The sequence below is a fragment of the Sphingomonas sp. BGYR3 genome, from assembly GCF_025153455.1.
Taxonomy (GTDB): domain Bacteria; phylum Pseudomonadota; class Alphaproteobacteria; order Sphingomonadales; family Sphingomonadaceae; genus Sphingomonas.
The window spans coordinates 838,962-865,176 of sequence record NZ_JANZNT010000001.1; the positions used below are offsets into that span (position 1 = coordinate 838,962).

Here is a 26,215-nt window from a genome sequence, read left to right on the forward strand (position 1 = left end):
GCCCCTCCTGTCCCGGGCGATCATTCTACTGATTAGTCGAAAAATAAGACGTGTCTATAGGTCTACTGACACAAGGCAGGGCTTGGCGGGTTTATCAGGTCGACAAAGAGAAACGCCCATAGGAGATATCGATGGCTAAGCCATTTGCCTCATCCGCTGACACCGCCCCCAAAAAGGAAACGCTCGAGATTCTGGCCGACGGCGTCTATGCGCTGACCGCCGAGGGCGACCCCAATGTCGGCGCCATCGAGGGCGAGGACTTCGTCGTCTGCATCGAGGCAAGGGCAACCCCGGCGGCCGCCCGCGACTGGCTCGCCCAGCTGCGGCAGCACACACAAAAGCCCGTCAAGCACCTCATCCTGACCCACTATCATGCGGTTCGTGTGCTTGGCGCTTCAGCCTTCGAGGCGGAAAATATCATTGCCAGCGACGCCACGCGCAAGCTGATCGAAGAACGCGGCATGCAGGACTGGGACAGCGAATTCGGCCGTATGCCGCGCCTGTTCAAGGACCCTGAGGAAATCCCGGGTCTGACAAGGCCGACAATCACTTTTGCGGATTCGATGCGAATCGAGCTTGGCGGGGATCGCGGCCATCTTGATCTGCAATTCTGCGGGCGCGGGCACACGGCAGGTGACATCGTGGTGTGGCACGAGAAGAGCAAGACGCTGTTCGCGGGCGATCTGGTCGAGGCCGAAGCAGCGCTCTACACTGGGGATGCCTTTCATTTCGACTGGTCGGGCGGCACGCTCGACAAGGTCAAAACCTACCGGGCCGAAAACCTCGTTGGCGGCCGCGGTGCCGTGGCCCGCGGGGTCGAGGCGACCGATAAGGCGATCGAGCAGACCCGCGATTTTCTGAAGTCGATGATCGAGCATACCGGCGCGGTTCACCGCCGCGGCGGATCACTGAAGGAGGCGTTCGAGGCGTGCCATGCGGCGCTCGAGCCGAAGTTCGGGCGCTGGCCGATTTTCGAACATTGTCTGCCCTTCGACGTGAAGCGGCTGTGGGACGAGATGGACGGCCGCGACTGGCCGGAAATCTGGACGATGGAGATGGATCGCGCGGTCTGGGCGCAGCTGCAGGGCTGACCGACCGCAAACGCCGGGTGACATGCGCGACAGTTGGCAACATCCGGGAAAGGAGCTGTCATGAGTGCAAGGATCAACGCGCACAAATGGCGCGACCTTATCCGTGTGTGGCGTGAAAAGATGCCCTCGCCAATGCCGCATGCAGTGGCGGGGGCCGACCCGCGGCGACCCGAAGACCAGCGTGTGGTGATCGTCGGATCCGGGCCTGTGGGTCTTGCTGAAGCGCTCGACCTCGGCCTGCGCGGTCACGAAGTTGTGGTGCTTGCGCGCTTCGATTTCGTGCCCGCCGGTTCGAAAGCGATCTGCTTTTCCAAACGATCGCTCGATATTCTCGACCGGCTCGGTGTCGCACAGCAAGCGGTCGAGAAGGGCGTCGTGTGGAACGTGGGCAAGGTCTACTGGCAGGCCGACCGTGAGCCGATCTACCAGTTCGACATGCTGCCGGTGAAGCATCAGAAGATGCCCGGCTTCATCAATCTCCAGCAATATCACATGGAAGATATCTTGCTGGAGCGCTTGGCTGAGCTTCCGAATGTGACGATCCGCTGGGCGCATGAAGTCACTTCGGTCGAGCAGCAGGATGATGGTGTTTTGATCGGGGTATCCTGTCCGGATGGGGACTACCGCATCGCCTCAGAATGGCTGCTGGCGTGCGATGGCAGCAAGTCTGCCGTGCGCGATATGCTCGGCCTCGATTTCGATGGGCGCATCTTCGAGGACAACTTTCTGATCGCCGATATCCGCATGAAGGAGGAACGCGCGCCCGAGCGGTGGTTCTGGTTCGATCCGCCGTTCAATCCCGGTCAGTCGGTGCTGATGCATCGGCAGCCGGATGATGTCTGGCGCATCGATTTCCAGCTCGGCTGGAACATCGATCGCGAAGCCTGCATCCGCCCCGAAAATGTCGATCCGCTGATCCGCGCGATGCTGGGCGAGGATGTCGAATATGAAGAGGAATGGTACAGCGTCTATACCTTCCAGTGCCGCCGCATGGCGCGTTTTGTTCACGGGCGGGTGATCTTTGCCGGTGACAGCGCCCATCTCGTCTCGCCCTTCGGCGCACGCGGCTGCAATGGCGGCTTTGCTGATATCGACAATCTTGGCTGGAAGCTGGACCGGGTGTTGTCCGGCAAGGCATCGGCCGCGTTCCTTGAAGCCTATAACTACGAGGCGATCGTTACCGCCGACGAGAATATTCTCAACTCGACCCGATCGACCGATTTCCTGACACCCAAGAGCGAGGTCAGCCGTGCCTTCCGCGACGCCGTGCTTGATCTGGCGGGCCAGCACGCCTTTGCCAGGCCCTTTGTCAATTCGGGGCGTCTGTCGACCGCCGTCAGCTATCCGGAAAGCCCGCTCAACACGCCTGATGCCGAACGCTGGGCCGGCGGTGTGCCACCGGGCTCGCCCGTGCTCGACGCCCCAGTAGACGATGGCTGGTTGCTTGAGCGGCTGGGCGGGCGCTTCGTACTCGTGAGCAACGGGCCAGTAACCAGGGTACCCGACGAGGTCGAGACGCTCGATCTTGCCACCTTTGCGAACACGGCGCTGGCCTGCGAACGGCTGGCGCTCGATCCTGGGGCGGCGGTGCTGGTACGCCCCGACCACTATGTCGCCGCGCGCTGGAAGCAGCCATCGCCAGAAGGACTGGCCGCAGCCTTCGCTCGCGCCACAGGAGCTGCCCCATGACCCTTGCCCTAGATCCACGGCTTCACCACGCTGACATGGTCTACCAGCAGCTGATCGCGCTGCACGAAGGACGCAGTCAGGAAGAAAGCAACCGGCTCAACGCCCGGCTCATCCTGCTGCTGGCCAACCAGGTCGGCGATGACGCCATCGTTCTGGAAGCCATCGCCGAAGCCAAGCGTACCACCCGCCTGCTGGAGACACCCGCATGACCTCGCCGCCGGCGCTACAGCGCATTCACCATGTCGCCTATCGGTGCCGCGATGCGAAGCAGACGGTCGAATGGTATCAGGCAGTGCTGGGGATGACCTATGTCACGGCCTTCTCCGAAGACCATGTGCCCTCCACCGGGGCCTATGATCCCTATATGCACGTGTTCCTCGATTGCGGCGGGGGCAATGTGCTGGCGTTCTTCGAATTGCCCAACCAGCCCGATATGGGCCGTGACGAGAACACACCCGCATGGGTGCAGCATCTGGCGTTCAAGGTTGCCGATGAGGCGACGCTGCTGGAGGCCAAGGTGCATATCGAAAGCCTTGGCATCGATGTGCTCGGCCCCACCTGGCACGGCATCTTCAAGTCGATCTACTTCTTCGATCCCAACGGGCATCGGCTGGAACTGGCCTGCGATATCGGCACGCCTGAGCAATATGCCGAACTGCGCGAAGTGGCGCCTGCCATGCTGGAGGAATGGAGCCGGACCAAGACAGCACCGCGCCATGCCGAATGGCTGCACAAGGCACCCACCGCATGATCGACCATACCCATGATCCGGCTGCTGTGTGCTGGGTGGAAAGTGCCGCTGGCCACGCGGATTTTCCGGTGCAGAACCTGCCGCTCGGCATCTTCTCGCTAGCCGGCGGCAGCGCGCCGCGCGGTGGCACGGCAATTGGCGATGCGGTGCTCGATCTGGTGGCGATTGCCCCCTTGCTCGAAGCCGATGTCGCCGCCGCGGTGAAGACCACAGCGGGCGGCACGCTCAATGCGCTGGCTGCGGCGGGGCCGGACGTGCTGCGCCGCTTGCGCCATGGGCTGTTCGCCCTGCTGACCGATCCGGCCCAGCGGCCGAAAGTGGCAAACCATCTCCACGATGCTGCCGGCTGCACCTTGCATCTGCCCTTCGCGATTGGTGACTACACCGATTTTTACACCGGCATCCATCACGCCGAAAATATCGGGCGCATCTTCCGGCCGGACAACCCGCTGCTGCCCAACTACAAATATGTGCCGATCGGTTATCATGGCCGGGCGTCTTCCGTCCGGGTGAGCGGCGGAGAAGTGCGACGCCCTATGGGCCAGACGCGGCCTGCGGGACATGAGGCGCCGGGTTTCGGGCCGTCGCGCAGGCTCGATTACGAGCTGGAGATGGCGATCTGGGTCGGACAGGGAAACGAACTTGGCCAGCCCGTGCCGATTGGCGAAGCCGGAGCGCATATCGCCGGCCTTTCGCTGCTGAATGACTGGTCGGCGCGCGATGTACAGGCTTGGGAGTATCAGCCGCTCGGGCCGTTTCTCGCCAAGAATTTCCATACCGGTGTTTCGCCCTGGGTGGTGACGCTCGATGCCCTGGCGCCGTTTCGGCGCGCACAGCCGCCGCGTCCGGCAGGTGATCCGGCCCCGCTGCCCTATCTCTATGACGAAGCCGATCAGGCGTCTGGCGCCTTCGATATCACCATGGAGGTATTGCTGACCACGCGCGCCATGCGCGAGGCCGGCTTGTCGCCGCACCGGCTGAGTATTGGCAGCACGCTCGCGATGTACTGGACGCCAGCGCAGCTGGTCGCGCATCACGCCAGCAACGGCTGCAATCTCGCCCCCGGCGATCTGCTAGGTACCGGCACGCTGTCAGGCGCGGATCCGAGCAGCTTCGGCAGCCTGATGGAGATTACGGCGAGCGGCACTCAGCCGATAGCGCTGCCAACGGGAGAAACCCGCACCTTCCTTGAAGATGGCGACGAGGTCGTGATGACGGCATGGGCCGAGGCGGAAGGCCGCGTGCGCGTCGGGTTCGGGTCATGCGCCGGTGTCATTGCGCCGTGATCGTTGCGTACGACCGGCCGGTTAGGTGATCGGAGGTCAGCTGACTCGAATTCTACCCACGGGTTGACTATTTGGATGTTCGGTGGAATTTATTTTTAAGCGGTGTGGCGTGACAAGGTGATGTCCGGTGCCAAGCATAGCAGACCGTTACAGGATGTGATGATCACCCGGATGAATGACCCACGCATGGAGAGGGTTAAATGGAAAAAGCGTACGACGTTCCCGACACGGTGAAGGCCGATGACAAGTGGCTCATGCCCTATCTGGCGAGCCTCGATCCCGAAACCGATTACGAACGGATGATCTCGATCTTCTCGCAGTACAGCCTCAACATGTTTGCGCTGCAATTCGTGGTGACCGCAGGCACGCTGCACAACATCCAGACGCCTGAGGGTGCGGAGACGCTGGCCTATACCAACAAGATCGTCCGCCGTCCGAACCGCCGTAACGCCGACGGGCTGGGCTTTTTCTGGACGTGGTTCGCCAATGGTCCATCGCACCCGAGGGCAAAGGAATCGATTGCCCGCCTAAACGACATCCATATGGGCGTGGCAAAGCATCTGCCCGGCGGTTTCAAGCGGACCGAGGATTTTATCTACACGCTGTGCGTCATCGGTACGCTGCAAAGCCGGATCATGGCCGATCTGGGCCTGCCCACCCTGCCGCCGTTCCTGAAGATCGCGATGCATCATGAAATGCGGGCGCTGGCCGAACAGTTCGTCACGGTGGATGCCCTCGTAACAGGCTTTCCTGACAGCTATGAAGGCATGGAGGCCTTCATTGAAGCGTTCGACGCGCGTGATTGGGGAGCAGCCACTCAAGCGCATACGACCATCGCGGAATCGATGATCGACGATTTCGCGACCCGCTTTTTCCCACCCTATCTCCATTGGCTCGGCCAGAACTATGTGAAGTTTGCGGTGAAGGAGCATCTGCTGGTGCGTTACGGTGTGACCCCGCTGACGCCTGAAGAGCGTGAGATGACCGCGAATGTCATGCGCACGATGTACGTCACACAGATGATGGCGCCTGACAGCAAGGTATCGTTCCTCGATACCTGGGTGCCGCCGAGTAACGACGAAATCCTTGCTGCTGACCGCCAATATGCGGCGGTTGCCGATGCGCGCGGCTGGCTCAAGGGCGGGCAGGAGACGCTTGCGGCCACGCGCGGTTGACGCGCTGATTGTCAGGGCGCGTACACCGTCAAAGCGGCGGCGCGGGGACAGGTTCCGAACAGGACAGGACTATGCAATTCGAACGCATTAATCCGTTGACGGGTGACGTCGCATCGTCCGCCCCGGCGATGCAACCTTCCGACATGCCGGCCATTGCGGCCAAGGCTGCCACAGCCTTTCCAGCATGGGCGGCGATGGGGCCCAATGCGCGCCGCGCCATACTGATGAAGGCCGCCGCAGCGCTCGAGGCAAAGGCGGAAAGCTTTGTCGAGGCGATGATGGGCGAGATCGGGGCGACCCGGGGTTGGGCCATGTTCAATCTCGGCCTTGCCGCAAATGTAGTGCGCGAAGCAGCTGCGCTGACCACGCAGATTGCAGGCGAAGTGATCCCCTCGGACAAGCCCGGCTGCATTGCAATGGCCGTGCGGGAGCCGGTCGGCGTGATCCTGGGCATCGCACCTTGGAACGCGCCAATCATCCTTGGCGTGCGCGCCATTGCCGTACCGCTGGCTTGCGGCAATGCCGTGATCCTCAAGGCATCCGAGCAATGCCCCCGCACCCATGCCCTGATTATCGAGGCTTTCGCAGAGGCAGGCTTCCCCGATGGCGTGGTGAATGTCGTCACCAATGCGCCCGCCGATGCGCCAGAAGTGGTCGGCGCGCTGATCGATGCACCTGAGGTGAAGCGGATCAACTTCACCGGATCCACCGCTGTCGGCCGCATTATCGCCACTCGCGCTGCGCAGCATCTCAAGCCGTGTCTGCTTGAGCTCGGCGGCAAGGCGCCCCTGATTGTGCTGGAAGACGCCGATCTTGAAGAGGCCGTCAAAGCGGCAGCCTTTGGCGCGTTCATGAACCAAGGCCAGATTTGTATGTCGACCGAACGGATCATCGTGGTCGAAGCCGTGGCAGCGGCCTTTGCCGAGAAATTCAAGGCCAAGGTCGCGGCAATGGCGGTTGGTGATCCGCGCGACGGGACAACGCCGCTGGGCGCCGTGGTGGATGTGAAAACCGTGGCCCACTGCTCCGCGCTCGTGGAGGATGCGCTGGCCAAGGGTGCGCAATTGCTGACCGGCGGAGAGACAACGCATAATGTGCTTATGCCTGCCCATGTCGTGGCCGGCGTGACACCGGACATGAAGCTGTTCCGAGACGAAAGCTTCGGCCCCGTTGTCGCCCTCGTAACCGCGCGCGACGAAGCGCACGCAATCCAACTGGCTAATGACAGTGAATACGGCCTGTCGTCTGCGGTGTTTACCCGCGACACAGCGCGTGGCCTTCGCGTCGCCCGCCAGATCAAGTCCGGCATCTGCCATGTGAACGGGCCGACTGTGCATGATGAGGCGCAGATGCCATTCGGCGGTGTCGGCGCATCGGGTTACGGGCGCTTTGGTGGCAAGGCCGGGATCGACAGTTTCACCGAGCTTCGCTGGATCACGATCGAAACCCAGCCCGGCCACTTCCCGATCTGATCATCCCATCGTCGGCGTGCGCATCGGCTGCTGCGACTGTCAATTTCTGAATATCTGGAGATCGAGCATGACCCTTTCCTTGCGCCCCGTGATGACCATTGAGGCAGAGCTTGCGCCGTCGCTGATTGTCGGGCGGACCCCGGTGGGCATGCGGATGGTCGTACCGGTCACCGGCGGGCGCTTTTTCGGCCCTGGCGGTTCGGGCAAGGTGCTGCATACCGGATCGGACTGGAACTATTATCGGCCTGAGGACGAAGGTCTCGAAATCTGGGCGCGCTATGATCTGATGACGGATGATGGCCACCATATCTCAGTCATCAACGAAGGTGTCGGCCATGTGACGCCTGACGTGCCGATGAAGGTGGTTGACGCGCTGCCGATCGGCTCGGGGATCTGGAACATGAAGACGCGACCCAAGTTCGAGGTCGCGATCGACAGTCCCTATGCTTGGATGAACCGCGCACTGTTCGTGGCTGAAATCCCCTACCCGACCCGCGCGGCGCTTGCCGTAATCCAGGTTTACGAAGTCGTGACAGGCTAACTGCCGAACGGGGCGTTTGCGACGGCTGAAACAGGCAGAGCAGTTGGCTGCTCGGCTATAAACAGACCATGGGCCAACAGTTCCCAATAGCAGGTGAAGACGTCTTCGATGGAGAATTCACCATCCGGGTTGAACCAAACCGTCAATCCCTGAAAGGCACCAAAAATAAAGTTGCGAACCAGGCGTGCAGAGTTTTGCCGCAATTCACCTTTTGCGATTCCTTCCTCAATCAGCGACAGCAGGCCGGAATCAAGTTGACGCACAAATGGCATGACCCGCTCCCGGCTCTCCGGCTTCAATTGACGAATGCCGGTACGAATTAAGCATTTGCCATAGTCCTGACCAAGCGTTTCTGCATAGGCATTGAGGAAGTGCTTCAGTCTTTCTCCAACAGAAATCTCGTGCTGGCCGATTTCGTCAAGGGCGTCACGCATAGCCAGCAGCGCCTGCTTCTGGCATTCAAACAGGATTTCGTCTTTATCTTTGACATAATAGTACAGAGCAGCCTTGGTGACGTGAAGCTCCTTCGCCACATCATCCAGAGTTGTTGCATAGTACCCGAATTCGTTGAACAATCGCGCAGCAGTTGCCACCACCGCATCGCGGCGGATCTTGACCTGAAGTTCGCGCTCGCTTCCGGTACCGGACCATCGCATTTTCTTTTGCGGCTTCCCCACCCGATTACTCCGTTGAAAATTCTTCCCATTGGTTAGCGGTCGTTATGCGCGTTGGTTCGCAACGCAGCAAGTCCCGTCTGGCATTTCCCCCATCAGAACATCTCCGGGACGCGTGAGCAGGCCGGTTATCAAACCCGCTTCACCAGATCATGCCTGAGACGCGGTCGCGCCTCCTTGGGGTCGTCACATAAAAGGGGCGCAGATATACGGTAGCGGCGATCATGCCGGCAACCAGGTGGTCTGACGCAGCGGACAAAGCTTGTCGTCCGATGCGCCAGGGCCGGACCAAAGATATAGTCGCCGATCAGGTTGATGTGCCGCCATCCAAGTGGGGAGAGATGCTGGAGCAGGTCGGGCGGCACCGGGCGTCCCTGCATGGAAGTAACGCATGGCGGCTTCGAGGTAGGTGGTGTTCCACAGCACGATCGCGCGGTCGACCAGGTTGAGCGCGCTGGCGCGATGTCCCTGGGCTTGCAGACCGTGATCGCGGATGCGGCCGGTGCGATGGAAAAAAGATCGGGTGCTTGGGCGCGTTCTGCGCCTCGCCCTTGTTCACCTCGCGCGTGGCCTCGCGGCGCTCCTCGGGCCGTTCATGCCGACGGGGCTAAACATCAGCTCAAGCGTATCGGCGGCTGCGCCGTCGCGTTGATCCGGTCGGCCAGCCACAGGAGCAGTGCACGCATCAAGCCGTGCAATGTCAGTTGATGCCGTCTGTAAAGGACCGCGTGGCTGGCTTGCGCGAACCGCCCCTTGATCAAGCCGCCCCTGAAAAAGCCAAAGCGACCCAGGGTGCCATAGGCATCGTAGTCACTGAGCGAGACCAGAGATCCAAGGTCTCTGAAGACAAATGGCGGAATCTCAACCCCTTGCTCAAGCCAGCCCGGCAGATGCCGGATCAGGTGCAGTGCCTGCTGGTTGGCGACCTGCGCGGTGGAGGGTAGCGGCCGTTCGGCGCCATCAGGTGTTAAACTTGCGCAATCACCGAGCGCGAAGATGCGTCGGCTTCCTTCAGCCATGAGATCGGGTGTAATCAGGATCTGGCCGGCCCTGTTGGTTGCAAGACCAGAACCTTCGAACACGGCCGCGGCACGGATTCCCGCCGCCCAGACCTTAAGTGCAGCGTCGATTCTCTCGCCACCATCGATGACGAAACCTGCTTCATCCGCTCCCACGACCTTCACGCCGGTGCGCACATCGGCCCCAAGCGCGCGAAGCTGCGCCGTTGCAGTCTCGGAAATCGCCTCTGGAAAGGCGCCGAGAATGCGTTGAGAACCTTCGAGCAGGGTAAGCCGAAGCCGCTGCCGCATGGCTCCATCGCCATAGCTGGAGGCCAGCTCGACCATGCGCGTCAGTTCGGCCGTGAGTTCGACGCCCGTCGCACCGCCGCCGACGATTGCGATGTCGATATCGCCGCCGTGAACGAAGCTTCTCGCGACCAGTGCCCGGACACGTTGATTGAAGAGATTCGCCTCGGCCTGGTTATCGATGAAATGGCAATGCTCGAGCACGCCGGGCGTGCCAAAATCGTTGGCGCGGCTCCCGAAAGCCAGGATCAGGACGTCGTAGTCGAGCGAGCGCCGCTCGGCGACGCGTTCTCCCTCCACCTCGACCGGTGCGAGGTGGATGCGCCGCGCGGCGGGATCGAGACCTTCGAGCTCTCCCGGAATATACTCGAAATGGTGTTGGTGCGCATGTGCGAGGAACTGGACCTGTTGTTGGTAGATATTCCAGGTGCCGGCAGCGAACGTGTGCAGCATGGGCTTCCAGACATGGGTGGCGCTCTTGTCGACGAGGCTGATCCGCGCCCGGCCGCGTTTGCCAAGCGAGTGCCCCAGCCGGGTCGCCAAGATGAGGCCGGCGATACCGCCACCGACGATGCGGATATGGGGAACGGGTGTGGGTTGATCGGTCACGCCTTTGCACTCCAGATATAGGTTATGGCATCCTTGATCAGCGCCGCCATGCGCGGCGTTTCGGCATTGGCCTTGTGCCCGAAACGCGCTGCCAGCCCGCTGATCAGGACGGGCAGAAGTTCGAGCCGGGCGCGCAGATCGGCCTCGTCAGCACGGCCAAGGGCGCTCGCGCCCGACATACGCCGCGCCAGTTGTGCGAAACGGTCGGCGACGCGCCGGTCGCTGTCCTGAAGGATGCTGGCGATGACCGGATTGCGCGCGCCCTCGGCCGCGATTTCCAGCATCAGGCTGCGATGATCGGGATCCAGACTGCGTTCGATCATCGAATCTATCCGTGCGCGAACCAGTTCAAGGAAGTCCCCGTCGGGATCGGCCTCTTCCAGGGCCCGGATCAGCGCGGCGAGTTCGCTTTCCTCGTCTTCGACGATCGCCGAGACGATCGCCTCCTTGGTCGGGAAATAGTGATAAATATGGCCGGGGCTCATCCCCGCCGCCTTCGAGATGCGTGCGATGCTGGTGCCGTGGAACCCTTCCTTGCGAAAGCAGGCCGCCGCCGCTGCGATCACCTGATGCCGCCGCTTCGCGCCCTTGGCTCCGGCCCCTTCGTTGTCTTGCCCATTTGGCGATGTGATTTGCATTCCGCTCTTGACTCCCTGATCGGCCATACCCACTAGTATGATCATTCTAGATTGGTTATTCAACCTAGAAACACCGGAGCAGCAAAATGGAGGGTTCGATATGAACGCTATGCTTCAGGACAAGGTCGCCATCGTCAGTGGCGCGGGGTCCGGCCTCGGCCGCGGCATCGCCCTGGCGTTCGGCCGCGAGGGCGCAAGGCTGGTCCTCGCCGATATGTCGGTGGAGGGCGGCGAACGGACGGCCGCTGAGCTTAAGGCCGCGGGCGCCGAGGCCGTCTTTGTCGAGGGCGACGTCGCCGACCCGGCCTATCATGGCGAACTGGTCGCGCGCGCTGGATCGGAGTTCGGGCGGCTGGATATCGCCGTCAACAATGCCGGCATCAGCCACCCGGTCGCACCGCTGGCGGAGATTCCGCGCGAGACCTGGGACAAGGTGATCGCCGTCAATCTGTCGGGCATGTTCCACGCGCTTCAGGCGCAGATCCCCGCTCTTCTGGAAAACGGCAGCGGCGCCATCGTCAACATGGCGAGTTTGGGTGGCGTCGTCGGCGCTCGGGGACTGAGCCCCTATGCCGCGGCCAAGCACGGTGTTGTCGGGCTCACTCAGAATGTCGCGCTCGAATATGCCACGCAGGGGATAAGGGCCAATGCCGTCGGCCCCGGCCTGATCCGCACCGGCCTCGAAAAATTCTTCCCGCCCGACCAGCTTGCGCAGCTTGAAGCCTCGCATCCGATCGGCCGCATGGGCGAGGTCGAGGAAGTCGCCGAGCTCGTCGTCTGGCTGGCCAGCCCCAAGGCCAGCTTCGTCACCGGCGCCTTCTATCCGGTGGACGGCGGTTCACTGGCGCAGTGACGCATGCCCCAAATTCAGTAGCAAAAGGACATACAAGATGATCAAGACCCCCGAACAACTCGTCGACCAGCCGCACCACACCCCCGAACAGAAGGACAAGGCGCGTATCGTCATGGACTTCTACACCTACCTGTTCGATGGGCAGAACGCTGACATCGACAAGGCGACCGCTCTCATGGGCGACACCTACATCCAGCACAATCCGATGATTCCGGACGGGGTCGAGGGCCTGCGAAACTGGGCGCCCGATCGCGCGAAGGAAGGCACGCGCTTCGAATTCCACAACCTCATCATCGACGGCGATTTTGTGGTCGTGCATCTGCATCTGTTCCGCATTCAGGACACGACCGGACGCGGCGAGGCAGGGGTGGATATCTTCCGCTTCGAAAACGGCAGGATCGTCGAACACTGGGATGTGATCCAGCCCGTGCCCGCCGAGGCCCTCAACACCAACACCATGTTCTGACAGGACAACTGCTGATCGGGATTGTTGCTATCAAAGAGAGCAGCAATCCCGTCACGCCTCCCTGTGGGATGACCCGTCATGGGAAAGCTTCGATTGAGATGCGATGCACCGGTTTCATCGGAAGGGATTTATCAGTAATCCAATGGCACGGCGAACTCTGTGGTTTTGACCGACGGGGGGACCGAGCGGTTGGAACAACTCTTCCGGGTGATCTTCTGCAAACCCGAATTGGCGGCCATCTGTCGCGGCCTTTGGGGCTCACCTTGCGGAGCGATATCACTTTTACTAAATTGATAGCAAAGCCATCGAATTTTGAGAGGTGCGATCAGATGCCTGCTGTTACCATTCGCAACCTTTCCGAAGAGACCCACCGCGCCCTCAAGGTACGCGCGGCTCATCATGGGCGCAGCGCCGAGGCCGAGATGCGCGACATTCTGGAAGCAGCGGTTCGTCCCGCCAACCGTATCCGCATCGGCTCGGCCCTGTCGGCCTTGAGCCGCGATGCCGGGCTGACCAACGCCGATTTCGAGGCGCTGGAACAAACCCGCGACCAGACGCCCGCCAAGCCCATGGGCTTTGAATGATCATCCTCGACACCGATGTGGTTTCCGAGGCGATGAAACCGGAACCGGCCGCCGCCGTTCGCGACTGGCTGGACCAACAGGTCGCCGAAACCCTGTACCTCTCCGGCGTCTCGGTCGCGGAGCTGCTGTTCGGCATCGAAGCTCTGCCGGACGGGCGGCGCAAGCATAAGCTCGCTGTCACACTCGACGGGGTGCTCGCCCTGTTCGACGGCAGAATCCTGCCCTTCGATACAAGCGCCGCCCGCCGCTATGCCGATCTTGCCGTGGCCGCGCGTAAAGCAGGCAAGGGGTTTCCGACGCCGGATGGCTATATCGCGGCGGTAGCCACCGCTCATGGTTTCGCCGTCGCCACGCGGGACGCCAGCGCGTTCAAGGCAGCGGGTGTTCCCATCATCGACCCATGGATAAACGGACGCTAGGCTGCGTCGACATAAGACTTCGACCATCGCCGTGCGGCGGCGAGGTTGAGGAAGCTTTCAGATGACAGGACGGTCTTGTCGTGTCGGGTGGCGATGCGGCGCTGCTGCTTCAGTTTTCCGAATATCCGCTTGATGCAGTTGCGACCCCGCTAGCGTCGATAGGCGGGATGGATTGGCGTCTTCCTGTTCGACCGGGGCGGGATAATGGGCAAAATCCCGCGCATGAGCAGGTTCTCGCGGAGCCGATCGCCGTCATAGCCCTTGTCGGCAAGCAGCGCCTTGGGCTTGGGCAATGGCAGGGCCATCAGTTCATCGACGGCCCCATAATCCGAAGCCTCACCTCCCGTCAGGATGAACCCGATAGGCAGTCCTTGATTGTCTCAGCGGGCGTGGACCTTCCTCGTAAAGCCGCCGCGCGATCGACCAAAAGCCTGCGCACATGCCTCTCTTTTCCTACCGGCAGCTCTCCAATGTGCGTGTGGTTTGGCGTGACAGCAAACAGGTGATGTCCGGCGGGCCGGCGGTGCCGATCAAAACCGGAATCCGAAGCGTGGCAAAATTATACGACACACCCTGTTGCCTTGTTTTACCATGCGGAAACTTAGTTGGGAGGGTTTGTCGCACAGGCTGGTTGGATACATGCGGGTGTCATCGGCCGACGACCGTCAATCGGTCGACCTCCAGCGCGGCGCTCTCATCGCGGCCGGGGTCGATGAGCGGCACATTCATGTCGATAAGGCGTCCCGAGCGCGCGACGATCGTCCAGGCCTCAAAGCCTGCCTCGCCTAGCTGAAGGAAGGCGAAACGCCGGGGGCGGCAAGGCGGCCGGCCGCCGATGATCGACGCGGAGAAGATCGAGGCGATCACCGCCGCGCTTGATGGAGGTGCCAGCAAGGCGGCAGTCTGCCGCAACTTCGGCGTCGCCCGCTCGACGCTGATCGACACGCTGGCGTGGATCGGGTGGAGCTTCAGGCTTGGCTCCTGCCGCCCGCGCTGACGACGACCAACGGCGCGGCGTTGGCGAGGCTGACCGAGGCGCAGCACCGGATGCTGCTCGCTGCGATGTTCGGCAGCGGGACCGCGTCCAGCTCGGACGGACAGAACTTCCCGCTCGACCGGCGGGCGCAGGCAACCGGCGCGATCAACCCGCACAAGGGCAGCGATCTCGCCGTCTCGTTCTGCACGCACGTCTCCGACCGTTACGCGCCGTTCCATTCCAGGATCATCTCAGCCGGAGCCAGCGAAGCGGCGCATGTTCTCGACGGCCTGCTCCACCACGGAGCAGACCTCGCGATCGAGCGCCACCACACTAATGGGGGCGGCGTCTGCGATCATGTCTTCGCGCTATGCCACCTGCTCGGCTTCCGCTTCGCGCCACGCATCCCCAATACCGCCCGACCTACTCCAGCATTTCTGCCCGCTCGGATAGCAGCACATCAGCCTGACCGGCGACTATCTTTGGGCCAGCCCCAGCGTATCAGACGGTAAGCTGCGGCCCCTGCGTCGGACCACCCGACTGCCGCCATGATCGTCGATACCGTATATCTGTGCCCCTTTTATGTGACGCCTCCTCCTTGAGCGCGACGGGCTGCGATGCCGCACTTGACACAGCTTACCGGTGAGTAGAAATGTTGTACGGCGAGAGGAAACATGAACCCCGTAAGGCACATAGACATTGCTTGCGCCCGCGACCCGGCGGCTGATTGCTTGATCGATGGCCGATCCGGTGATCGGTTGTCCTACAGCGAAGTGCGAGACCGAACGATGCGCGTGGCCGGTGCGCTGAAACACCGTGCTCACATTGCCAGGGCGGGCATTCTTTCGCCCAATGACGTCACGGCCTTTATCGTTCAGCTTGGCTGCTTCCGGGCCGGAGTTGTCCCGATCGCCGGCAATCACCGATATGCCACGGCAGACAATGCAGCGATTTTTGCGCGATTCAAAGCCGATGTCATTTTTCTGCATCCTGATCTTGCGGTGCTGGCGCCGCAACTCATCACCGAAATGGGTCGCTCAGTCGAAATAGTGGTGCTGGGGCAGGACGTCGGACCGGACACGTCCGATCTTGAGACGTGGTGCGGCGATGCGCGTTCGGAGGGGGTGGTTGTTGGTGATCCGGAAACACCCTACTCCATTCAGCCGACCGGAGGCACAACGGGACTTCCCAAGGGGGTTCTCCTGCCGGTCCGCGAGGCGGACTTCTCCGTAGCCAGCTTCCTGTCACTGGCGCCCGCGCGGCGAAGGCCGGTTTTTCTCGCTGCTGTTCCGTTGACTCATGCCGCTGGAAAGATTGCCAATGCAATCTTTGCCCAGGGTGGGTCCTGCGTGGTGCTCGGCGCAGCTGAGCCTGGCGCGATCCTGGCCGCCATTGAGCGCTGGGGTGTGACGCAAACCTTTCTCCCACCGACAGTGATCTACGGCCTGCTCGACAGCGGCCTGATCCCCAACCACGATCTGAGCGCGCTGGAATATCTTTTCTATGGTGCCGCACCGATGTCGCCGGCACGGCTGGCCGATGCGGTGCGCGCGTTGGGGCCGGTGATGGCGCAGGTCTATGGCCAGACCGAAAGCGGCCTGCCCAATTGCTTCCTCGGCCCGGCCGATCATCTGGGAAGCGATGGCCAGCCTGCCGGGCCGGAGCGACTTTCCAGTGCCGGTCGCATCAATCCGATGTGCGAGATCGCGCTGCTGGGCGAAGATGGGCAACCGGTCGCCCCGGGCGAAATAGGCGAGATTGCCGTGCGCGGTGATGGCGTGATGCTGGGCTATGTCGGCGATGCCGAGGCGACGGCGGCGACCCGCTGCAATGGCTGGCACCTGACCGGCGACCTGGCGCGGATCGATGATGAAGGCTTCGTCCACATCGTCGACCGGGCCAAGGACCTGATCATCTCGGGCGGTTTCAACATCTATCCGGCGGAAGTCGAGCGGGTGGTCAATGCCCATCCCGCCGTGGCGGATTGCGCCGTGATCGGCGTTCCCGACGACCGTTGGGGCGAGGCGGTCACCGCTGTGGTCGAGACGAAGCCGGGCCAGACCGTCGCTTCCGACGACCTCATCGCCTTGTGCAAGGAGCGCATCGGATCGCTGAAGGCGCCCAAGTCCGTGATCATGATCGATACGCTGCCGCGCTCGCCAGTGGGCAAGGTACTCAAGCGCGAACTGCGCGAGCGCTTCTGGCACGAAAAGGAGCGTTTGGTATGACAGGCCCCACCAATGCAGCGGTGAAGGTGAAGCGCAGCGAACAGGGGTTCGCCTGGCTGCTGCTCGATCGCCCCCGCGCGCGCAATGCGCTGAGCCTTTCCGCGCTCGAGGCTCTCGATGCCGCAATGGATGCGCTGCTGGCCGATGATGCGGTCAGAGTGATCCTTATTGGCAGTGCCAATGATGCCGCCTTCTGCGCAGGTGCTGATCTCAAGGGGCTGGCCGCGCTCGATATTGCCAGCGATCCTGCGGCCGTGCCGCGCCGGGTGCAGCGGACGCTATTGCGGATCCGCACGTCGCGCAAACCGGTGATTGCGGCCATTAAGGGCTTTGCTCTGGCGGGCGGACTTGAACTGGCGATGGCATGCGACATCCGCGTCGCTGCGCGCAGTGCGAAGATCGGGGACGGGCATCTGAAGGCAGGCGTGATCCCCGGTGCAGGCTCTGCAGCTGTACTGCCTCGCCTTGTCGGCAGCGGTGCGGCCAAGCTGATGCTCTATACCGGCGACCTGTGGGACGCCGAGCGCGCGCACCAGGCAGGCCTTATCGATCTTGTCTGCGATGACGATGCGCTGGTCGCCGAGGTTGAAGCGCTGGCGGCTCGCATTGCGCGGATGAGCCCGCTCGGCCTCGCCGTCACGAAGAAGCTGGTCGACGACATGGGGACCCAGAGCGTCGAGGAGGCCCTTCAGGCCGAGATCGATGCCAACATGACCTATTCGCTATCGGAAGACTTTGCCGAAGGCTTGCGGGCATTCGCGGAAAAGCGCGCGCCGCAGTTTGTCGGGCGGTAAGACCATAAGGAGACGGGAAGTGAAGATCGAAGACACGGTCGCCGTAATCACCGGCGGCGCATCGGGCATTGGCGAGGCCTGCGCCCGCAGGCTCGTGGCATCGGGCGCCAAAGGTGTGGCGATCATCGACATGGATGCAGAACGCGGCAACCGCGTCGCCGCAGAGCTGGGCGAGCGTGCGATGTTCCTGCAGGTCGACATCAGCGACGAGGCGGCGGTCAATGCCGCGGTTGAAGCGGCCGTCGCGCGTTTTGGTCCGGTTGGCGCGCTGATCTGTGCCGCCGGCATTGCCGGGCCCGCCAAGCTCGTCGGCTTCAAGGGGCCGATCGAGATGAGCAAGTTCGACCGGGTGATCAAGGTCAACCTCTATGGCACGGTCCACATGATGCGCGCCTGCGTGCCTTCAATGCAGAGTACGGAAGGCAATGCAGATGGCGAGCGCGGCGTGATCATCAACATCGCGTCTGGCGCGGCCTATGAAGGGCAGATCGGGCAGCTGGCCTATGCGGCATCCAAGGCCGCGATCGTGGGCATGACCATGCCGCTGATGCGCGAACTTGCTGCGTCCGGCATCCGGGTCGTCACCGTCGCGCCCGGGGCGTTCGAAACGCCGATCTACGAACAGATGCCGCCCGAGACCAAGCAGGGGATCATCGACAAGTTCCTGTTCCCCAAGCGCCTGGGCCAGCCGGACGAATTTGCCTCGTTTGCCGAAGAGATCATCCGCAATCCCATGCACAACGGCCGCGACTATCGCTTCGATGCCGGCAACATCCTGATGCCGCAATGAGCCCGCCTGAAGCCAATCCCGAACCGCGTCTCGTCCGCGAGGGCGCGCTCCGTCAGGTCGGGGGCGCCTGGACTCTCGTGGGGTCGCGCGGGGTGCAGTCGGGCCATGTCAGCTTTCCGCCGCGCGCCGATTGCCCGGAGACGCTGGAGGAAACCGTCGAGACGGTGGACCTGCCTCGCAAGGGCACGCTGTTCGCCCACACCACGGTCCATATGCGCACGCTGCATTACACCCCCCCCTACCAGGTCGGTTATGTCGATCTCGATGATGATGGCCCGCGCGTATTTGCCCCGCTGGAGGGCGAGAACCTGAAGATCGGTGACCGCATGGAACTGCACGCTGGCCCTACTTGGGAAGAGGATGGCGTGCCGGTGATTGCCTATCGCTTTGTCAAAACGGGAGAAGCCGATGCGTGATGTGTTCGTGCTCGGCGTCGGCCAGAGCCAGTTCGGCAAGATGCCTGATCGCAGCATTGGCTCGCTCGGCCGGGAAGCGGCGCTGGCGGCGATCACCGATGCCGGAATTCCGGCGCGCGAGATCGAGGTGGCTTATGGCTCGCGGCTCTATGCCGACATGATTACGGCGCAGACCGTGCTCAAGGAAGTGGGCATCACCCGCATCGAAATGATGAGCATCGAGAACGCCTGCGCGGGCGGTGCAAGCGCGGTGCGCGCCTTGTGGAAGGATATCGCGGCGGGCTTTTACGATGTCGGCATCGTGGTCGGCGTGGAATCGATGACGACCAGCCCGGTGGCCGGCAAGCTGATCCCTCCGGCCAAGGACGATCTGGAAGGCCAGCTCGGCTCGGCCATGCCGGTCACGTTCGCGCTGATGGCAAACCGCCTGATGGAAACGCACGGCGCAACGCCGGAGGATTTTGCGCAGGTTTCGGTCAAATCCCATGATTTCGGAGCGCTCAATCCCAAGGCGCAGTACCGCAAGCGCTTCACGGTAGAGGAGGTTCTGGCCTCGCGCCCGGTGGTGGACCCCATCACCCTGCTGCAATGCTGCCCCAACACCGATGGCGCAGCGGCAGTGATCCTGTGTTCGGAGAGCTATGCACGGCGCTACACCCGCCAGCCGATCCGCATCATGGCATCGGTGCTGCAATCGGGGGACTACTTCCACCGCAAGGCCGATCTCACTTCGTTCGAAGTCGGCGCGCGCACTGCGGCCAAGGCCTATGAAATGGCCGGAGTCGATCCGCGCGATATCGACCTTGTCGAAATCCACGATGCTTTCACTGCCGAGGAACTGGTCCATTACGAGGACCTTCAACTGTGCGCGCGCGGGGATGCGGTGGGCCTGCTGCGGTCGGGCGCGACATCGCTTGGCGGGCGCGTTCCAGTGAACCCCTCGGGCGGGCTACTTTCGCTCGGCCATCCGCTTTCGTCATCGGGTGTGCGCAATATCGGCGAGATCGCGCTGCACCTGCGCGGCGAGGCGGGCGAGCGGCAGGTGCCGGGGGCCAAGCTGGGCCTCGCACAGATGCTCGGCGGCAATGCCACCGGTCTCGAGACCGGGGCCTGCGCGATCCACATCCTGTCGCGATGATCCATAACAACAACGATCCGAGGAGAGAACCATGACCCTTCACCAGCGCATCACAAAGCCCGTACTTGATTTCATTCTGCGTCAGCACGACCTGCTCATCGGCGGAGCAAGCGTTCCGGCCGAGGCGGGCGAGCGGCTCGCGGTGGTCGATCCGGGCACGGGTCAGGTCATCACCAGCGTGGCGAAGGGCCGGGCGAGCGACATCGACAAGGCGGTTCGCGCCGCCCATGCCGCGTTCGAAAGCTCGGCATGGCGTGACATGAAGCCGGTGGAGCGCAGCCGTTTGCTGCACCGTTTGGCCGACCTGGTCGAACAGGACATGGCGTTTTTGGCAGAGCTTGAAACCGTAGATAATGGCGCGCCGCTGCTGCTGACGCGCAACTTCTTCCTGCCGCTCGTCGCTTCCACCATCCGCTACTATGCCGGCTGGCCCACGCGACTGAATGGGGAGACTATCCAGGTCTCCGCACCCGGTGATTGGCACGCCTATACTTTGCGCGAACCGGTTGGCGTGGTCGGGCAGATCGTGGCATGGAACGCGCCGCTGGTGCTGACCATGCAGAAGGCCGCGCCAGCGCTGGCAGCGGGCTGCACCATCGTGCTCAAGCCTGCCGAACTGACCCCGCTGACCGCCTTGCGGCTGGGCGAACTGGCGCTGCAGGCTGGCATTCCCGAAGGCGTGTTCAACATTGTCACGGGCGAGGGCGATGCGGGCGCTGCGCTGGTCGAGCATCCGCTGGTCGACAAGATCAGCTTCACCGGATCCACGCCCGTCGGCAAGTCAATCATGCGCTCGGCTGCCGATGGCATGAAGCGGCTCAGCCTCGAACTTGGCGGCAAGTCGCCGTCGATCGTCTTTGCCGATGCCGATCTCGAACTGGCGATCCCCGGTGTTGCCAATGCGGTGTTCATGAACACCGGGCAGGTCTGCGTGGCAGGATCACGCCTGTTCGTGCATCGCAAGGTTTATGATCAGGTGGTGGAAGGCGTCGCTGCCATCGCTACTGGCCTGCCCATCGGCCACGGGCTCGACGAAGGCAGCGTGATCGGCCCGCTGATCTCGCAGGCCCAGCGCGACCGGGTGCTCGGCTATGTCGAACAGGGCAAGGCCGCAGGCGCGGCCGTCGCCGCCGGCGGCACCGCGGTGGGCGATGCTGGCTTCTTCGTGAAGCCGACCCTGTTCACCGACACCACACCCGACATGTCGATCATCCGCGAGGAGATATTTGGACCAGTCGTGGCTGCCATTCCGTTCGACGACGATACCGACCTGTCGTCGCTGGTCGCACAGGCCAATGCCACGCCCTATGGCCTTGCGGCGAGCATCTGGACGCGCGATCTTGCGACCGCTCACCGCATGGCCCGGCGCGTGCGCAGCGGTACGGTGGGAATTAATTCGCATGGGCTGCTGGATGTCGCCCTGCCATTTGGCGGGGCCAAGCAATCCGGCTTCGGGCGCGAATACGGGGCAGAGGGTATTTTGGCCTACACCGAGACAAAGTCGGTTGCAGCGTTGCTCGGCGCCTGATCCAGCGGGGGGATGGCGCTGTGCCAGCCGTCCCCCCACTCCCCCGCCCCTGAGCCGCCCGCCTGCCGCTACGCATCTTGCTGCTGGCAACGCCGTTCGTCGGCGCCGCTCCGGCAACCCGGCCATGGCTGGGTAAGCGAGGCATGGCCCGGCGAACGGATCAGCGGTCCGGATCACCTGTCCCGATGTCTAGTGACAGACATCAATGCCCAGAACGGGCAGATCGGCATGAACGACCCAGCTTCCATGGGGCCAAACGGAGAGAATGGACATGAAGCAACGCTTTGAAGGCAAGACAGTCCTGGTTACGGGCGGGAATAGCGGTATCGGTTTGGCCGCGGCACGCCAGTTCGCAGCCGAAGGTGCCAAGGTGATCATCGTCGGTCGCAATCCGGAGACGCTTGAGGCTGCGCGCATCGCAATTGGTACCGGTGCCGTAGCTCTTCGCGCCGACCTCAAGTCGAAAGCCGCCGCCGATGACGTTGCGCGCGAGATTTCGGCAATCACCGACCGTCTCGACGCCGCATTCATCAATGCCGGCATCTCCAACTTCGGCCCGCTCGCCCATGTCACCGAGGAGGTCTGGGACGAGCTGATGGACATCAATCTCAAGGCCAGCTTCTTTCTCGCTCAGGCCCTGCTACCGCTGCTCGGCAAGGGCAGCAGCATCGTGTTCTGCGCCTCGATCGGCGGCATCCGCGTGAAGCCGCTGGCGGGCGTCTATGGCGCCAGCAAGGCAGCGCTTTCCTTTCTGTCGCGCAGTCTGGCCGGGGAACTGGTGGAACAGGGCATCCGGGTGAACACGGTTGTTCCTGGCCCGATCGACACCCCCCTGCCCGGCCGGACCGGCGGGGTTCCCGCCGAAGCGGTCGAGCAGGTCAAGGAAATCATGCGCCAGGCCTCACCGATGAAGCGCTTCGGCACGGCAGACGAATGCGCCGCCGCAGCCTTGTTTTTGGCTTCGGAGGAAGCCGGCTACATCACCGCGCAGGAAATCATCGTCGACGGCGGCATCGTCGGCTGCGGTTAAGGCGCCTTGCATGATGGCATCGACCGGCGGCATGACTGCGAACATGCTTCCGGCCGATGCTGCTCCGCAATGGCCCGCTGGTTCATCCTGTTCGGCTTCTGCCCCTCAATCTGCTAACGGTTGACTTTCTGACCGTTCGGTAGAATTCTAATCAGGCCGGATACCCGGAGCATTGACGGGTGCCGCCGGACGACAAGTGCCGCATGTCAAGCTGCACGGAGGAGAGGCATGAACTGGACCCAGCTGCCAACCACGGCAGTCGTCGATGGCCGTTCACTGGAGATGCTGGTCGATCATGTCGACCATGGCAGCTTTGATACCGCGCTGCTCGACTTTCTCAGTCAGTCGGATGTATCCGTGGGCGAGGTGTGCGGGATCGGCATGGTCTGCGGAGCGCGCGCCGAGGCGGTCGGCTGGGCCGGGCGGCGTGCCGACGCTGGCCTGCGCGCGCAGGCGCTGGCGCAGCGCTTTTCTGGGCGAGATCCCCTGCTCTGCGCGCTGCCCGCACAGGGCGATCCGAACCACCGGCTGGTGGGCACCTTGCGGGTGGGCGCCCTGAAGGATCAGGATCACCGCTGGCTCTGCTTCGACCAACCGGACTTCCGGATGCGCATTTCGGTAGCGACGGCACAGGACAAGGGCTGGGCCATTTTCAACATCTACCTCGCAGAAAGTGACGCAACCGAAGCGCAGCTTCTGCATCTGGCTAGCCTTGCCTCGCTGGCGATCCCGCTTATCCGGCGGCACAGCGGCTGGCAGAACCGCTCGGTCGATGCCATCCCTGGAAAGAATACCGCCGAACATCTCGTCAGCCTGCTGGGCAGGCGCTTCCCGTCGCTGACCCAGCGTGAACGCCATGTCTGCGCGATGACAGTGATGGGCAAGGATTCCTCCACCATCGCCAGCCAGCTCGCCATCACCCGCAACACTGTACTGACATATCGCCGCCGCGCCTATGAACGGCTGGGGGTCAGCAGTGCCAGCGCGCTGCTGGTCGAACTGGTCTGATCGACCAGCTTGAATGGAGCCGTGGTGTCCCCCGATGTAGTGACAGACAGGCGCGACCCCAAAGGCAATAACCCGCTGACAACCAGACGGAGAAGCCGACATGAGCGAAACACACGATCTTGAAGCCAACCGCGAGCTGGTGCTGCGATTTTATCGCGACCTCGTCGATGGCGGTGATCTCAGCCTGCGCGATGAGCTGATGACGCCCGATTACAAGCAGCACAGCACCATGGCGGGTGATGGCTTTGAGGGCCTGAAGACCATGGTGGAATGGGTCGCCAAGGAATGGCCTGACCGCAAGCCCACCTGGCACCGCACGATCTGCGAAGGTGACATGGTGGTGGTCCACACTCACCTTGAACGCTGGCCCGGCGATCCAGGCCTTGCCGCCATCGACATTTTCCGCGTGGAAAATGGCAAGGTTGCTGAACACTGGGACGTGATTCAGGAAATTCCGGCAACACTGCCGCACACGAATGGAATGTTCTGATCTGCGGGTGGCCGGGATTTCGCGATCCCGGCCATTGCGCATTACGGATTGCACTCCTCCACCCTGCACGCCCGGTCGAGCACAGCCTCTATCGCATCATCGCGTGACGCGGTTGAAGGCATGCGCGAGTCCATGCGAATGATGGCAAAGCCATGCAACATGGCCCAGCTGGTCAGCGCCAGGATCTCGCCACGGCGCCGGTCGGCATGACCCGATGCCGCGACCGCAAGGTCAACGAACAGCGCATAGGACGGGATTGAATCCGCCGATGTGGTCGGGTTCAGATAGCGGTCGGTCATGAACACCATGCGGAAGGATTGCGGGCGCTGAAGCGCCTGCTCCAGGTAGCTGCGGCACGCCATCTTGAACCGTTCGCGCGGCGGCAGGTCTGCCGCCTGGGCTTTGCGATAGGCTTCTCCCAGCCTCTCGATCTCTCGCTCGGCCAGTTCGTGCAGCAGATCCTCCTTGCTGGAAAAATGGCGATAGGGCGCGCCCGGTGAAACGCCGATGGCCGCCGCCAGTTCGCGCAGCGAAAGCCCCTCGATCCCGGTTTCCTCGATCCGCCGGGATGCAAGCTCGATCAGTTCGGCACGCAGGTTGCCGTGGTGGAATTGGCGCTGGGACATGCTGACGGGCTTGACACAATGCCCATATCGACGCAATAAGTAAGCGCCGTTTACATTGGTGACACCTCGCAAGAATGAGGGCGCAAAAAAGGGGAGTGAGGCATGGCCGACATTGTCGAGAACGCTTGGCATGCGATCGGATATTCCGAAGACTTTGCAGCTGGTGAACTTGTCCCGCTTCAATTGCTGGGACACCCTTTGGTGGTGACCCGCAGCGATGTCGGGCTGGTTGCGCTCGAGGATCGTTGCTCGCATCGCTTCGCGCCGCTCTCCAAGGGGCGATGCGAAGGGGTGAATATCCGTTGCATGTATCATGGGCTGCTGTTCGCGCCTGACGGCCGCTGCATCGAGATTCCGGGGCAGGACAAGATTCCGCCGCGCGCTGCAATCCGCCGCTTTGCCATTGTCGAGCAGGGCGGCTGGGTCTTCGTCTGGGGCGGAGCGCCCGAGGCGGCCGATGAAAGCCTGCTCCCGCCCTTCGTTGCGATCGATTCCCCGGACTATTTCTTCGTGAAGGGGCGGCTGGATTATGCTGCATCGAACGACCTGATCAACGCCAACCTGCTCGACTTCACGCATCTCACATTCGTCCACCCAGCCAGCTTCGGGGCGGATGAAAGCTGGGCGCAGGTCAAGCCGACGATCCAGCCCATCGCAAACGGCGTTGCGGTTGAATGGTGGGTCGAAACCCAGGCGATGCCCGGCACGGATAAAGACAACCCGATGCTGGTCGATTTGCACACGTCCTACGAATATCTCGTGCCGGGCTATCTTATCATGCGTACCGAACCCTATCCGCTGGGGACCGTGGCGCAGCTCTCTGCCTCGGGCAAGCCGCCGTGCGGGCCGCTGGTGTCGGAAGTGCATGGGCAAGCTGTCACGGCGCTGTCTGCTACGACATCACGCTATTTCTTCACCTGGGGCGTCCCGCGCACTATGCCCGATGCAGAAACGCTGATCCATCAAAGGCTCGCGATGGCGCAGCAGGCCTTTGCCGAAGACAAGGCGATCATCGAGGCACAGCACGCCATCATCGCTTCGGCGCCAGCGGATCGGGCCATCATGCCGACGGGGGGAGACAAGGCAATCACGCTGTTCGAACGCGCGATGGCGCGCCGGCGCGATACGGCGCGGCGGTCGAACAGTTGCGGGCCGATCATGAGTATTGCTTGAGGGGATTGTGCCGAGGGGATGCTGCGCTGCTCCTCCCATTTGCCGAAAAGATTGAGGCCTGCCCGGAACATGGCTGCCGCCTCGTCCTCGGTAATCGGCCCGGGACGGAAGGCGGTAACGGCGGTATCAACGGGTTGCAGAGCCAGCATGGCAAATCTGCATATGGCATCGCATTTACCAATCGATGCTATTTGGCAGCGATCTATGCTGACGATGCCAATCTAGCAAGCACGCTCGCCGCGGCCTCGATCGGCACGAACAAGCGCCGCTATCGCGGCTGCAGCCACATCGAGATCATGTTCGGCCGTCTCAAGGACTGGCGCCGCGCTGCAACCCCCTACGACCGCTGCCGGACCGCCTTCTTATCTGCCGTCGCCCTCGCTGCCACCATCATCTTCTGGCTGTGATCAACGAGTCCTGACTTCACAGCGAAATCGCGTCGATGAAGGTTCAAACCTCTTCG

26 protein-coding genes and 4 pseudogenes are annotated in these 26,215 nt (G+C 62.5%); 25 read left to right on the forward strand and 5 right to left on the reverse strand.

Features of this window, described 5'->3' with window-relative positions; genetic code table 11:
- Positions 1 to 131: 131 nt before the first annotated feature.
- The 8 genes from NYR55_RS03860 (at position 132) to NYR55_RS03895 (ending at position 8,005) form a co-directional block, all read left to right on the forward strand.
- Positions 132 to 1,091: an MBL fold metallo-hydrolase gene (locus NYR55_RS03860; protein ID WP_260019912.1), complete on the forward strand. Its 960-nt coding sequence runs from the start codon at positions 132 to 134 to the stop codon at positions 1,089 to 1,091.
- Between the two features lie 60 nt (positions 1,092 to 1,151).
- Complete coding sequence (locus NYR55_RS03865; protein ID WP_260019913.1) at positions 1,152 to 2,780, forward strand: FAD-dependent oxidoreductase; 1,629 nt, start codon at positions 1,152 to 1,154, stop codon at positions 2,778 to 2,780.
- A complete protein-coding gene (locus NYR55_RS03870; protein ID WP_260019914.1) occupies positions 2,777 to 2,989 on the forward strand; it encodes a DUF2783 domain-containing protein in 213 nt (70 codons plus the stop codon). The genes NYR55_RS03865 and NYR55_RS03870 overlap by 4 nt, the downstream gene beginning before the upstream one ends.
- Positions 2,986 to 3,531, forward strand: a complete 546-nt coding sequence (locus NYR55_RS03875) for a VOC family protein (RefSeq protein WP_260019915.1) — start codon at positions 2,986 to 2,988, stop codon at positions 3,529 to 3,531. Before NYR55_RS03870 ends, NYR55_RS03875 begins: the two co-directional genes overlap by 4 nt.
- Positions 3,528 to 4,817, forward strand: a complete 1,290-nt coding sequence (gene fahA, locus NYR55_RS03880; RefSeq protein ID WP_260019916.1) for a fumarylacetoacetase — start codon at positions 3,528 to 3,530, stop codon at positions 4,815 to 4,817. The genes NYR55_RS03875 and fahA overlap by 4 nt, the downstream gene beginning before the upstream one ends.
- Positions 4,818 to 5,017: 200 nt before the next feature.
- Positions 5,018 to 5,992 carry a hypothetical protein gene (locus NYR55_RS03885; RefSeq protein WP_260019917.1) on the forward strand — a complete coding sequence of 325 codons (975 nt, stop codon included), beginning with the start codon at positions 5,018 to 5,020 and terminating at the stop codon, positions 5,990 to 5,992.
- Between the two features lie 71 nt (positions 5,993 to 6,063).
- Entirely contained in the window at positions 6,064 to 7,464 is a 1,401-nt protein-coding gene (locus tag NYR55_RS03890) for an aldehyde dehydrogenase (RefSeq protein WP_260019918.1), read from the forward strand.
- Between the two features lie 67 nt (positions 7,465 to 7,531).
- Positions 7,532 to 8,005, forward strand: a complete 474-nt coding sequence (locus tag NYR55_RS03895) for a DUF3237 domain-containing protein (protein ID WP_260021547.1) — start codon at positions 7,532 to 7,534, stop codon at positions 8,003 to 8,005.
- Here NYR55_RS03895 and NYR55_RS03900 read toward each other — a convergent pair.
- From NYR55_RS03900 to NYR55_RS03915, 4 genes and pseudogenes are all read right to left on the reverse strand, one after another.
- Positions 8,002 to 8,682 (reverse strand): TetR/AcrR family transcriptional regulator, encoded by a 681-nt coding sequence (locus tag NYR55_RS03900; RefSeq protein ID WP_260019919.1) that lies wholly within the window; start codon positions 8,680 to 8,682, stop codon positions 8,002 to 8,004. The two genes, NYR55_RS03895 and NYR55_RS03900, sit on opposite strands and share 4 nt — an antisense overlap.
- A 219-nt stretch (positions 8,683 to 8,901) precedes the next feature.
- Positions 8,902 to 9,274: pseudogene (locus NYR55_RS03905) on the reverse strand (Tn3 family transposase); the annotation flags it as partial.
- A gap of 19 nt (positions 9,275 to 9,293) precedes the next feature.
- Positions 9,294 to 10,595 (reverse strand): FAD-dependent oxidoreductase, encoded by a 1,302-nt coding sequence (locus NYR55_RS03910; RefSeq protein ID WP_260019920.1) that lies wholly within the window; start codon positions 10,593 to 10,595, stop codon positions 9,294 to 9,296.
- A complete protein-coding gene (locus tag NYR55_RS03915) occupies positions 10,592 to 11,233 on the reverse strand; it encodes a TetR/AcrR family transcriptional regulator (RefSeq protein ID WP_260019921.1) in 642 nt (213 codons plus the stop codon). The genes NYR55_RS03910 and NYR55_RS03915 overlap by 4 nt, the downstream gene beginning before the upstream one ends.
- Positions 11,234 to 11,270: 37 nt before the next feature.
- Here NYR55_RS03915 and NYR55_RS03920 point away from each other — a divergent pair, with 37 nt between their 5' ends.
- From NYR55_RS03920 to NYR55_RS03990, 15 genes and pseudogenes are all read left to right on the forward strand, one after another.
- Positions 11,271 to 12,086 carry an SDR family NAD(P)-dependent oxidoreductase gene (locus NYR55_RS03920; RefSeq protein WP_260019922.1) on the forward strand — a complete coding sequence of 272 codons (816 nt, stop codon included), beginning with the start codon at positions 11,271 to 11,273 and terminating at the stop codon, positions 12,084 to 12,086.
- A 37-nt stretch (positions 12,087 to 12,123) separates the two neighbouring features.
- Positions 12,124 to 12,552 carry a nuclear transport factor 2 family protein gene (locus tag NYR55_RS03925; protein WP_260019923.1) on the forward strand — a complete coding sequence of 143 codons (429 nt, stop codon included), beginning with the start codon at positions 12,124 to 12,126 and terminating at the stop codon, positions 12,550 to 12,552.
- A gap of 68 nt (positions 12,553 to 12,620) precedes the next feature.
- Positions 12,621 to 13,136 (forward strand): hypothetical protein, encoded by a 516-nt coding sequence (locus tag NYR55_RS03930; RefSeq protein WP_260019924.1) that lies wholly within the window; start codon positions 12,621 to 12,623, stop codon positions 13,134 to 13,136.
- Positions 13,133 to 13,555 carry a type II toxin-antitoxin system VapC family toxin gene (locus tag NYR55_RS03935; protein ID WP_260019925.1) on the forward strand — a complete coding sequence of 141 codons (423 nt, stop codon included), beginning with the start codon at positions 13,133 to 13,135 and terminating at the stop codon, positions 13,553 to 13,555. Before NYR55_RS03930 ends, NYR55_RS03935 begins: the two co-directional genes overlap by 4 nt.
- A gap of 591 nt (positions 13,556 to 14,146) precedes the next feature.
- Positions 14,147 to 14,552 (forward strand): annotated as a pseudogene (locus tag NYR55_RS03940) (recombinase family protein).
- Between the two features lie 17 nt (positions 14,553 to 14,569).
- A pseudogene (locus NYR55_RS03945) lies at positions 14,570 to 14,944 on the forward strand (Tn3 family transposase); the annotation flags it as partial.
- Positions 14,945 to 15,205: 261 nt separating this feature from the next.
- Positions 15,206 to 16,759 carry an AMP-binding protein gene (locus NYR55_RS03950; RefSeq protein ID WP_260019926.1) on the forward strand — a complete coding sequence of 518 codons (1,554 nt, stop codon included), beginning with the start codon at positions 15,206 to 15,208 and terminating at the stop codon, positions 16,757 to 16,759.
- A gap of 26 nt (positions 16,760 to 16,785) precedes the next feature.
- A complete protein-coding gene (locus NYR55_RS03955) occupies positions 16,786 to 17,553 on the forward strand; it encodes an enoyl-CoA hydratase/isomerase family protein (RefSeq protein ID WP_260019927.1) in 768 nt (255 codons plus the stop codon).
- A 19-nt stretch (positions 17,554 to 17,572) separates the two neighbouring features.
- Entirely contained in the window at positions 17,573 to 18,343 is a 771-nt protein-coding gene (locus tag NYR55_RS03960; protein WP_260019928.1) for an SDR family NAD(P)-dependent oxidoreductase, read from the forward strand.
- Positions 18,340 to 18,759: an OB-fold domain-containing protein gene (locus tag NYR55_RS03965; RefSeq protein ID WP_260019929.1), complete on the forward strand. Its 420-nt coding sequence runs from the start codon at positions 18,340 to 18,342 to the stop codon at positions 18,757 to 18,759. Before NYR55_RS03960 ends, NYR55_RS03965 begins: the two co-directional genes overlap by 4 nt.
- Positions 18,752 to 19,897 (forward strand): thiolase family protein, encoded by a 1,146-nt coding sequence (locus tag NYR55_RS03970; RefSeq protein WP_260019930.1) that lies wholly within the window; start codon positions 18,752 to 18,754, stop codon positions 19,895 to 19,897. The genes NYR55_RS03965 and NYR55_RS03970 overlap by 8 nt, the downstream gene beginning before the upstream one ends.
- 31 nt (positions 19,898 to 19,928) lie before the next feature.
- A complete protein-coding gene (locus NYR55_RS03975; protein WP_260019931.1) occupies positions 19,929 to 21,425 on the forward strand; it encodes an aldehyde dehydrogenase family protein in 1,497 nt (498 codons plus the stop codon).
- Between the two features lie 271 nt (positions 21,426 to 21,696).
- Positions 21,697 to 22,455: an SDR family oxidoreductase gene (locus NYR55_RS03980; protein WP_260019932.1), complete on the forward strand. Its 759-nt coding sequence runs from the start codon at positions 21,697 to 21,699 to the stop codon at positions 22,453 to 22,455.
- A 228-nt stretch (positions 22,456 to 22,683) separates the two neighbouring features.
- Positions 22,684 to 23,463, forward strand: coding sequence for a helix-turn-helix transcriptional regulator (locus NYR55_RS03985; RefSeq protein ID WP_260019933.1), 780 nt, complete (start codon positions 22,684 to 22,686; stop codon positions 23,461 to 23,463).
- A gap of 100 nt (positions 23,464 to 23,563) precedes the next feature.
- A complete protein-coding gene (locus tag NYR55_RS03990) occupies positions 23,564 to 23,953 on the forward strand; it encodes an ester cyclase (protein WP_260019934.1) in 390 nt (129 codons plus the stop codon).
- A 41-nt stretch (positions 23,954 to 23,994) separates the two neighbouring features.
- Here NYR55_RS03990 and NYR55_RS03995 read toward each other — a convergent pair whose 3' ends face one another.
- Positions 23,995 to 24,579 (reverse strand): TetR/AcrR family transcriptional regulator, encoded by a 585-nt coding sequence (locus NYR55_RS03995; protein ID WP_260019935.1) that lies wholly within the window; start codon positions 24,577 to 24,579, stop codon positions 23,995 to 23,997.
- A gap of 102 nt (positions 24,580 to 24,681) precedes the next feature.
- On the opposite strand from NYR55_RS03995, the gene NYR55_RS04000 reads away from it, so the two are divergent.
- Both NYR55_RS04000 and NYR55_RS04005 read left to right on the forward strand, forming a co-directional pair.
- Positions 24,682 to 25,752: an aromatic ring-hydroxylating dioxygenase subunit alpha gene (locus NYR55_RS04000; protein ID WP_260019936.1), complete on the forward strand. Its 1,071-nt coding sequence runs from the start codon at positions 24,682 to 24,684 to the stop codon at positions 25,750 to 25,752.
- 257 nt (positions 25,753 to 26,009) lie between these two features.
- Positions 26,010 to 26,159, forward strand: a pseudogene (locus NYR55_RS04005) (IS5/IS1182 family transposase); the annotation flags it as partial.
- Between the last annotated feature and the right edge of the window lie 56 nt (positions 26,160 to 26,215).

What these genes read in the sequence shown, in the direction of transcription:
- NYR55_RS03885 (WP_260019917.1), top strand. Translation starts at nt 5,018, where the DNA reads ATGGAAAAAGCGTACGACGTTCCCGACACGGTGAAGGCCGATGACAAG.
- NYR55_RS03980 (WP_260019932.1), top strand. Translation starts at nt 21,697, where the DNA reads ATGAAGCAACGCTTTGAAGGCAAGACAGTCCTGGTTACGGGCGGGAAT.
- NYR55_RS03935 (WP_260019925.1), top strand. Translation starts at nt 13,133, where the DNA reads ATGATCATCCTCGACACCGATGTGGTTTCCGAGGCGATGAAACCGGAA.
- NYR55_RS03895 (WP_260021547.1), top strand. Translation starts at nt 7,532, where the DNA reads ATGACCCTTTCCTTGCGCCCCGTGATGACCATTGAGGCAGAGCTTGCG.
- NYR55_RS03870 (WP_260019914.1), top strand. Translation starts at nt 2,777, where the DNA reads ATGACCCTTGCCCTAGATCCACGGCTTCACCACGCTGACATGGTCTAC.
- NYR55_RS04000 (WP_260019936.1), top strand. Translation starts at nt 24,682, where the DNA reads ATGGCCGACATTGTCGAGAACGCTTGGCATGCGATCGGATATTCCGAA.
- NYR55_RS03965 (WP_260019929.1), top strand. Translation starts at nt 18,340, where the DNA reads ATGAGCCCGCCTGAAGCCAATCCCGAACCGCGTCTCGTCCGCGAGGGC.
- NYR55_RS03920 (WP_260019922.1), top strand. Translation starts at nt 11,271, where the DNA reads ATGATCATTCTAGATTGGTTATTCAACCTAGAAACACCGGAGCAGCAA.
- NYR55_RS03930 (WP_260019924.1), top strand. Translation starts at nt 12,621, where the DNA reads ATGACCCGTCATGGGAAAGCTTCGATTGAGATGCGATGCACCGGTTTC.
- NYR55_RS03890 (WP_260019918.1), top strand. Translation starts at nt 6,064, where the DNA reads ATGCAATTCGAACGCATTAATCCGTTGACGGGTGACGTCGCATCGTCC.
- NYR55_RS03985 (WP_260019933.1), top strand. Translation starts at nt 22,684, where the DNA reads ATGAACTGGACCCAGCTGCCAACCACGGCAGTCGTCGATGGCCGTTCA.
- NYR55_RS03915 (WP_260019921.1), bottom strand. Translation starts at nt 11,233, where the DNA reads ATGCAAATCACATCGCCAAATGGGCAAGACAACGAAGGGGCCGGAGCC.
- NYR55_RS03950 (WP_260019926.1), top strand. Translation starts at nt 15,206, where the DNA reads ATGAACCCCGTAAGGCACATAGACATTGCTTGCGCCCGCGACCCGGCG.
- NYR55_RS03875 (WP_260019915.1), top strand. Translation starts at nt 2,986, where the DNA reads ATGACCTCGCCGCCGGCGCTACAGCGCATTCACCATGTCGCCTATCGG.
- NYR55_RS03860 (WP_260019912.1), top strand. Translation starts at nt 132, where the DNA reads ATGGCTAAGCCATTTGCCTCATCCGCTGACACCGCCCCCAAAAAGGAA.
- NYR55_RS03995 (WP_260019935.1), bottom strand. Translation starts at nt 24,579, where the DNA reads ATGTCCCAGCGCCAATTCCACCACGGCAACCTGCGTGCCGAACTGATC.
- NYR55_RS03925 (WP_260019923.1), top strand. Translation starts at nt 12,124, where the DNA reads ATGATCAAGACCCCCGAACAACTCGTCGACCAGCCGCACCACACCCCC.
- NYR55_RS03990 (WP_260019934.1), top strand. Translation starts at nt 23,564, where the DNA reads ATGAGCGAAACACACGATCTTGAAGCCAACCGCGAGCTGGTGCTGCGA.
- NYR55_RS03970 (WP_260019930.1), top strand. Translation starts at nt 18,752, where the DNA reads ATGCGTGATGTGTTCGTGCTCGGCGTCGGCCAGAGCCAGTTCGGCAAG.
- NYR55_RS03865 (WP_260019913.1), top strand. Translation starts at nt 1,152, where the DNA reads ATGAGTGCAAGGATCAACGCGCACAAATGGCGCGACCTTATCCGTGTG.
- fahA (WP_260019916.1), top strand. Translation starts at nt 3,528, where the DNA reads ATGATCGACCATACCCATGATCCGGCTGCTGTGTGCTGGGTGGAAAGT.
- NYR55_RS03975 (WP_260019931.1), top strand. Translation starts at nt 19,929, where the DNA reads ATGACCCTTCACCAGCGCATCACAAAGCCCGTACTTGATTTCATTCTG.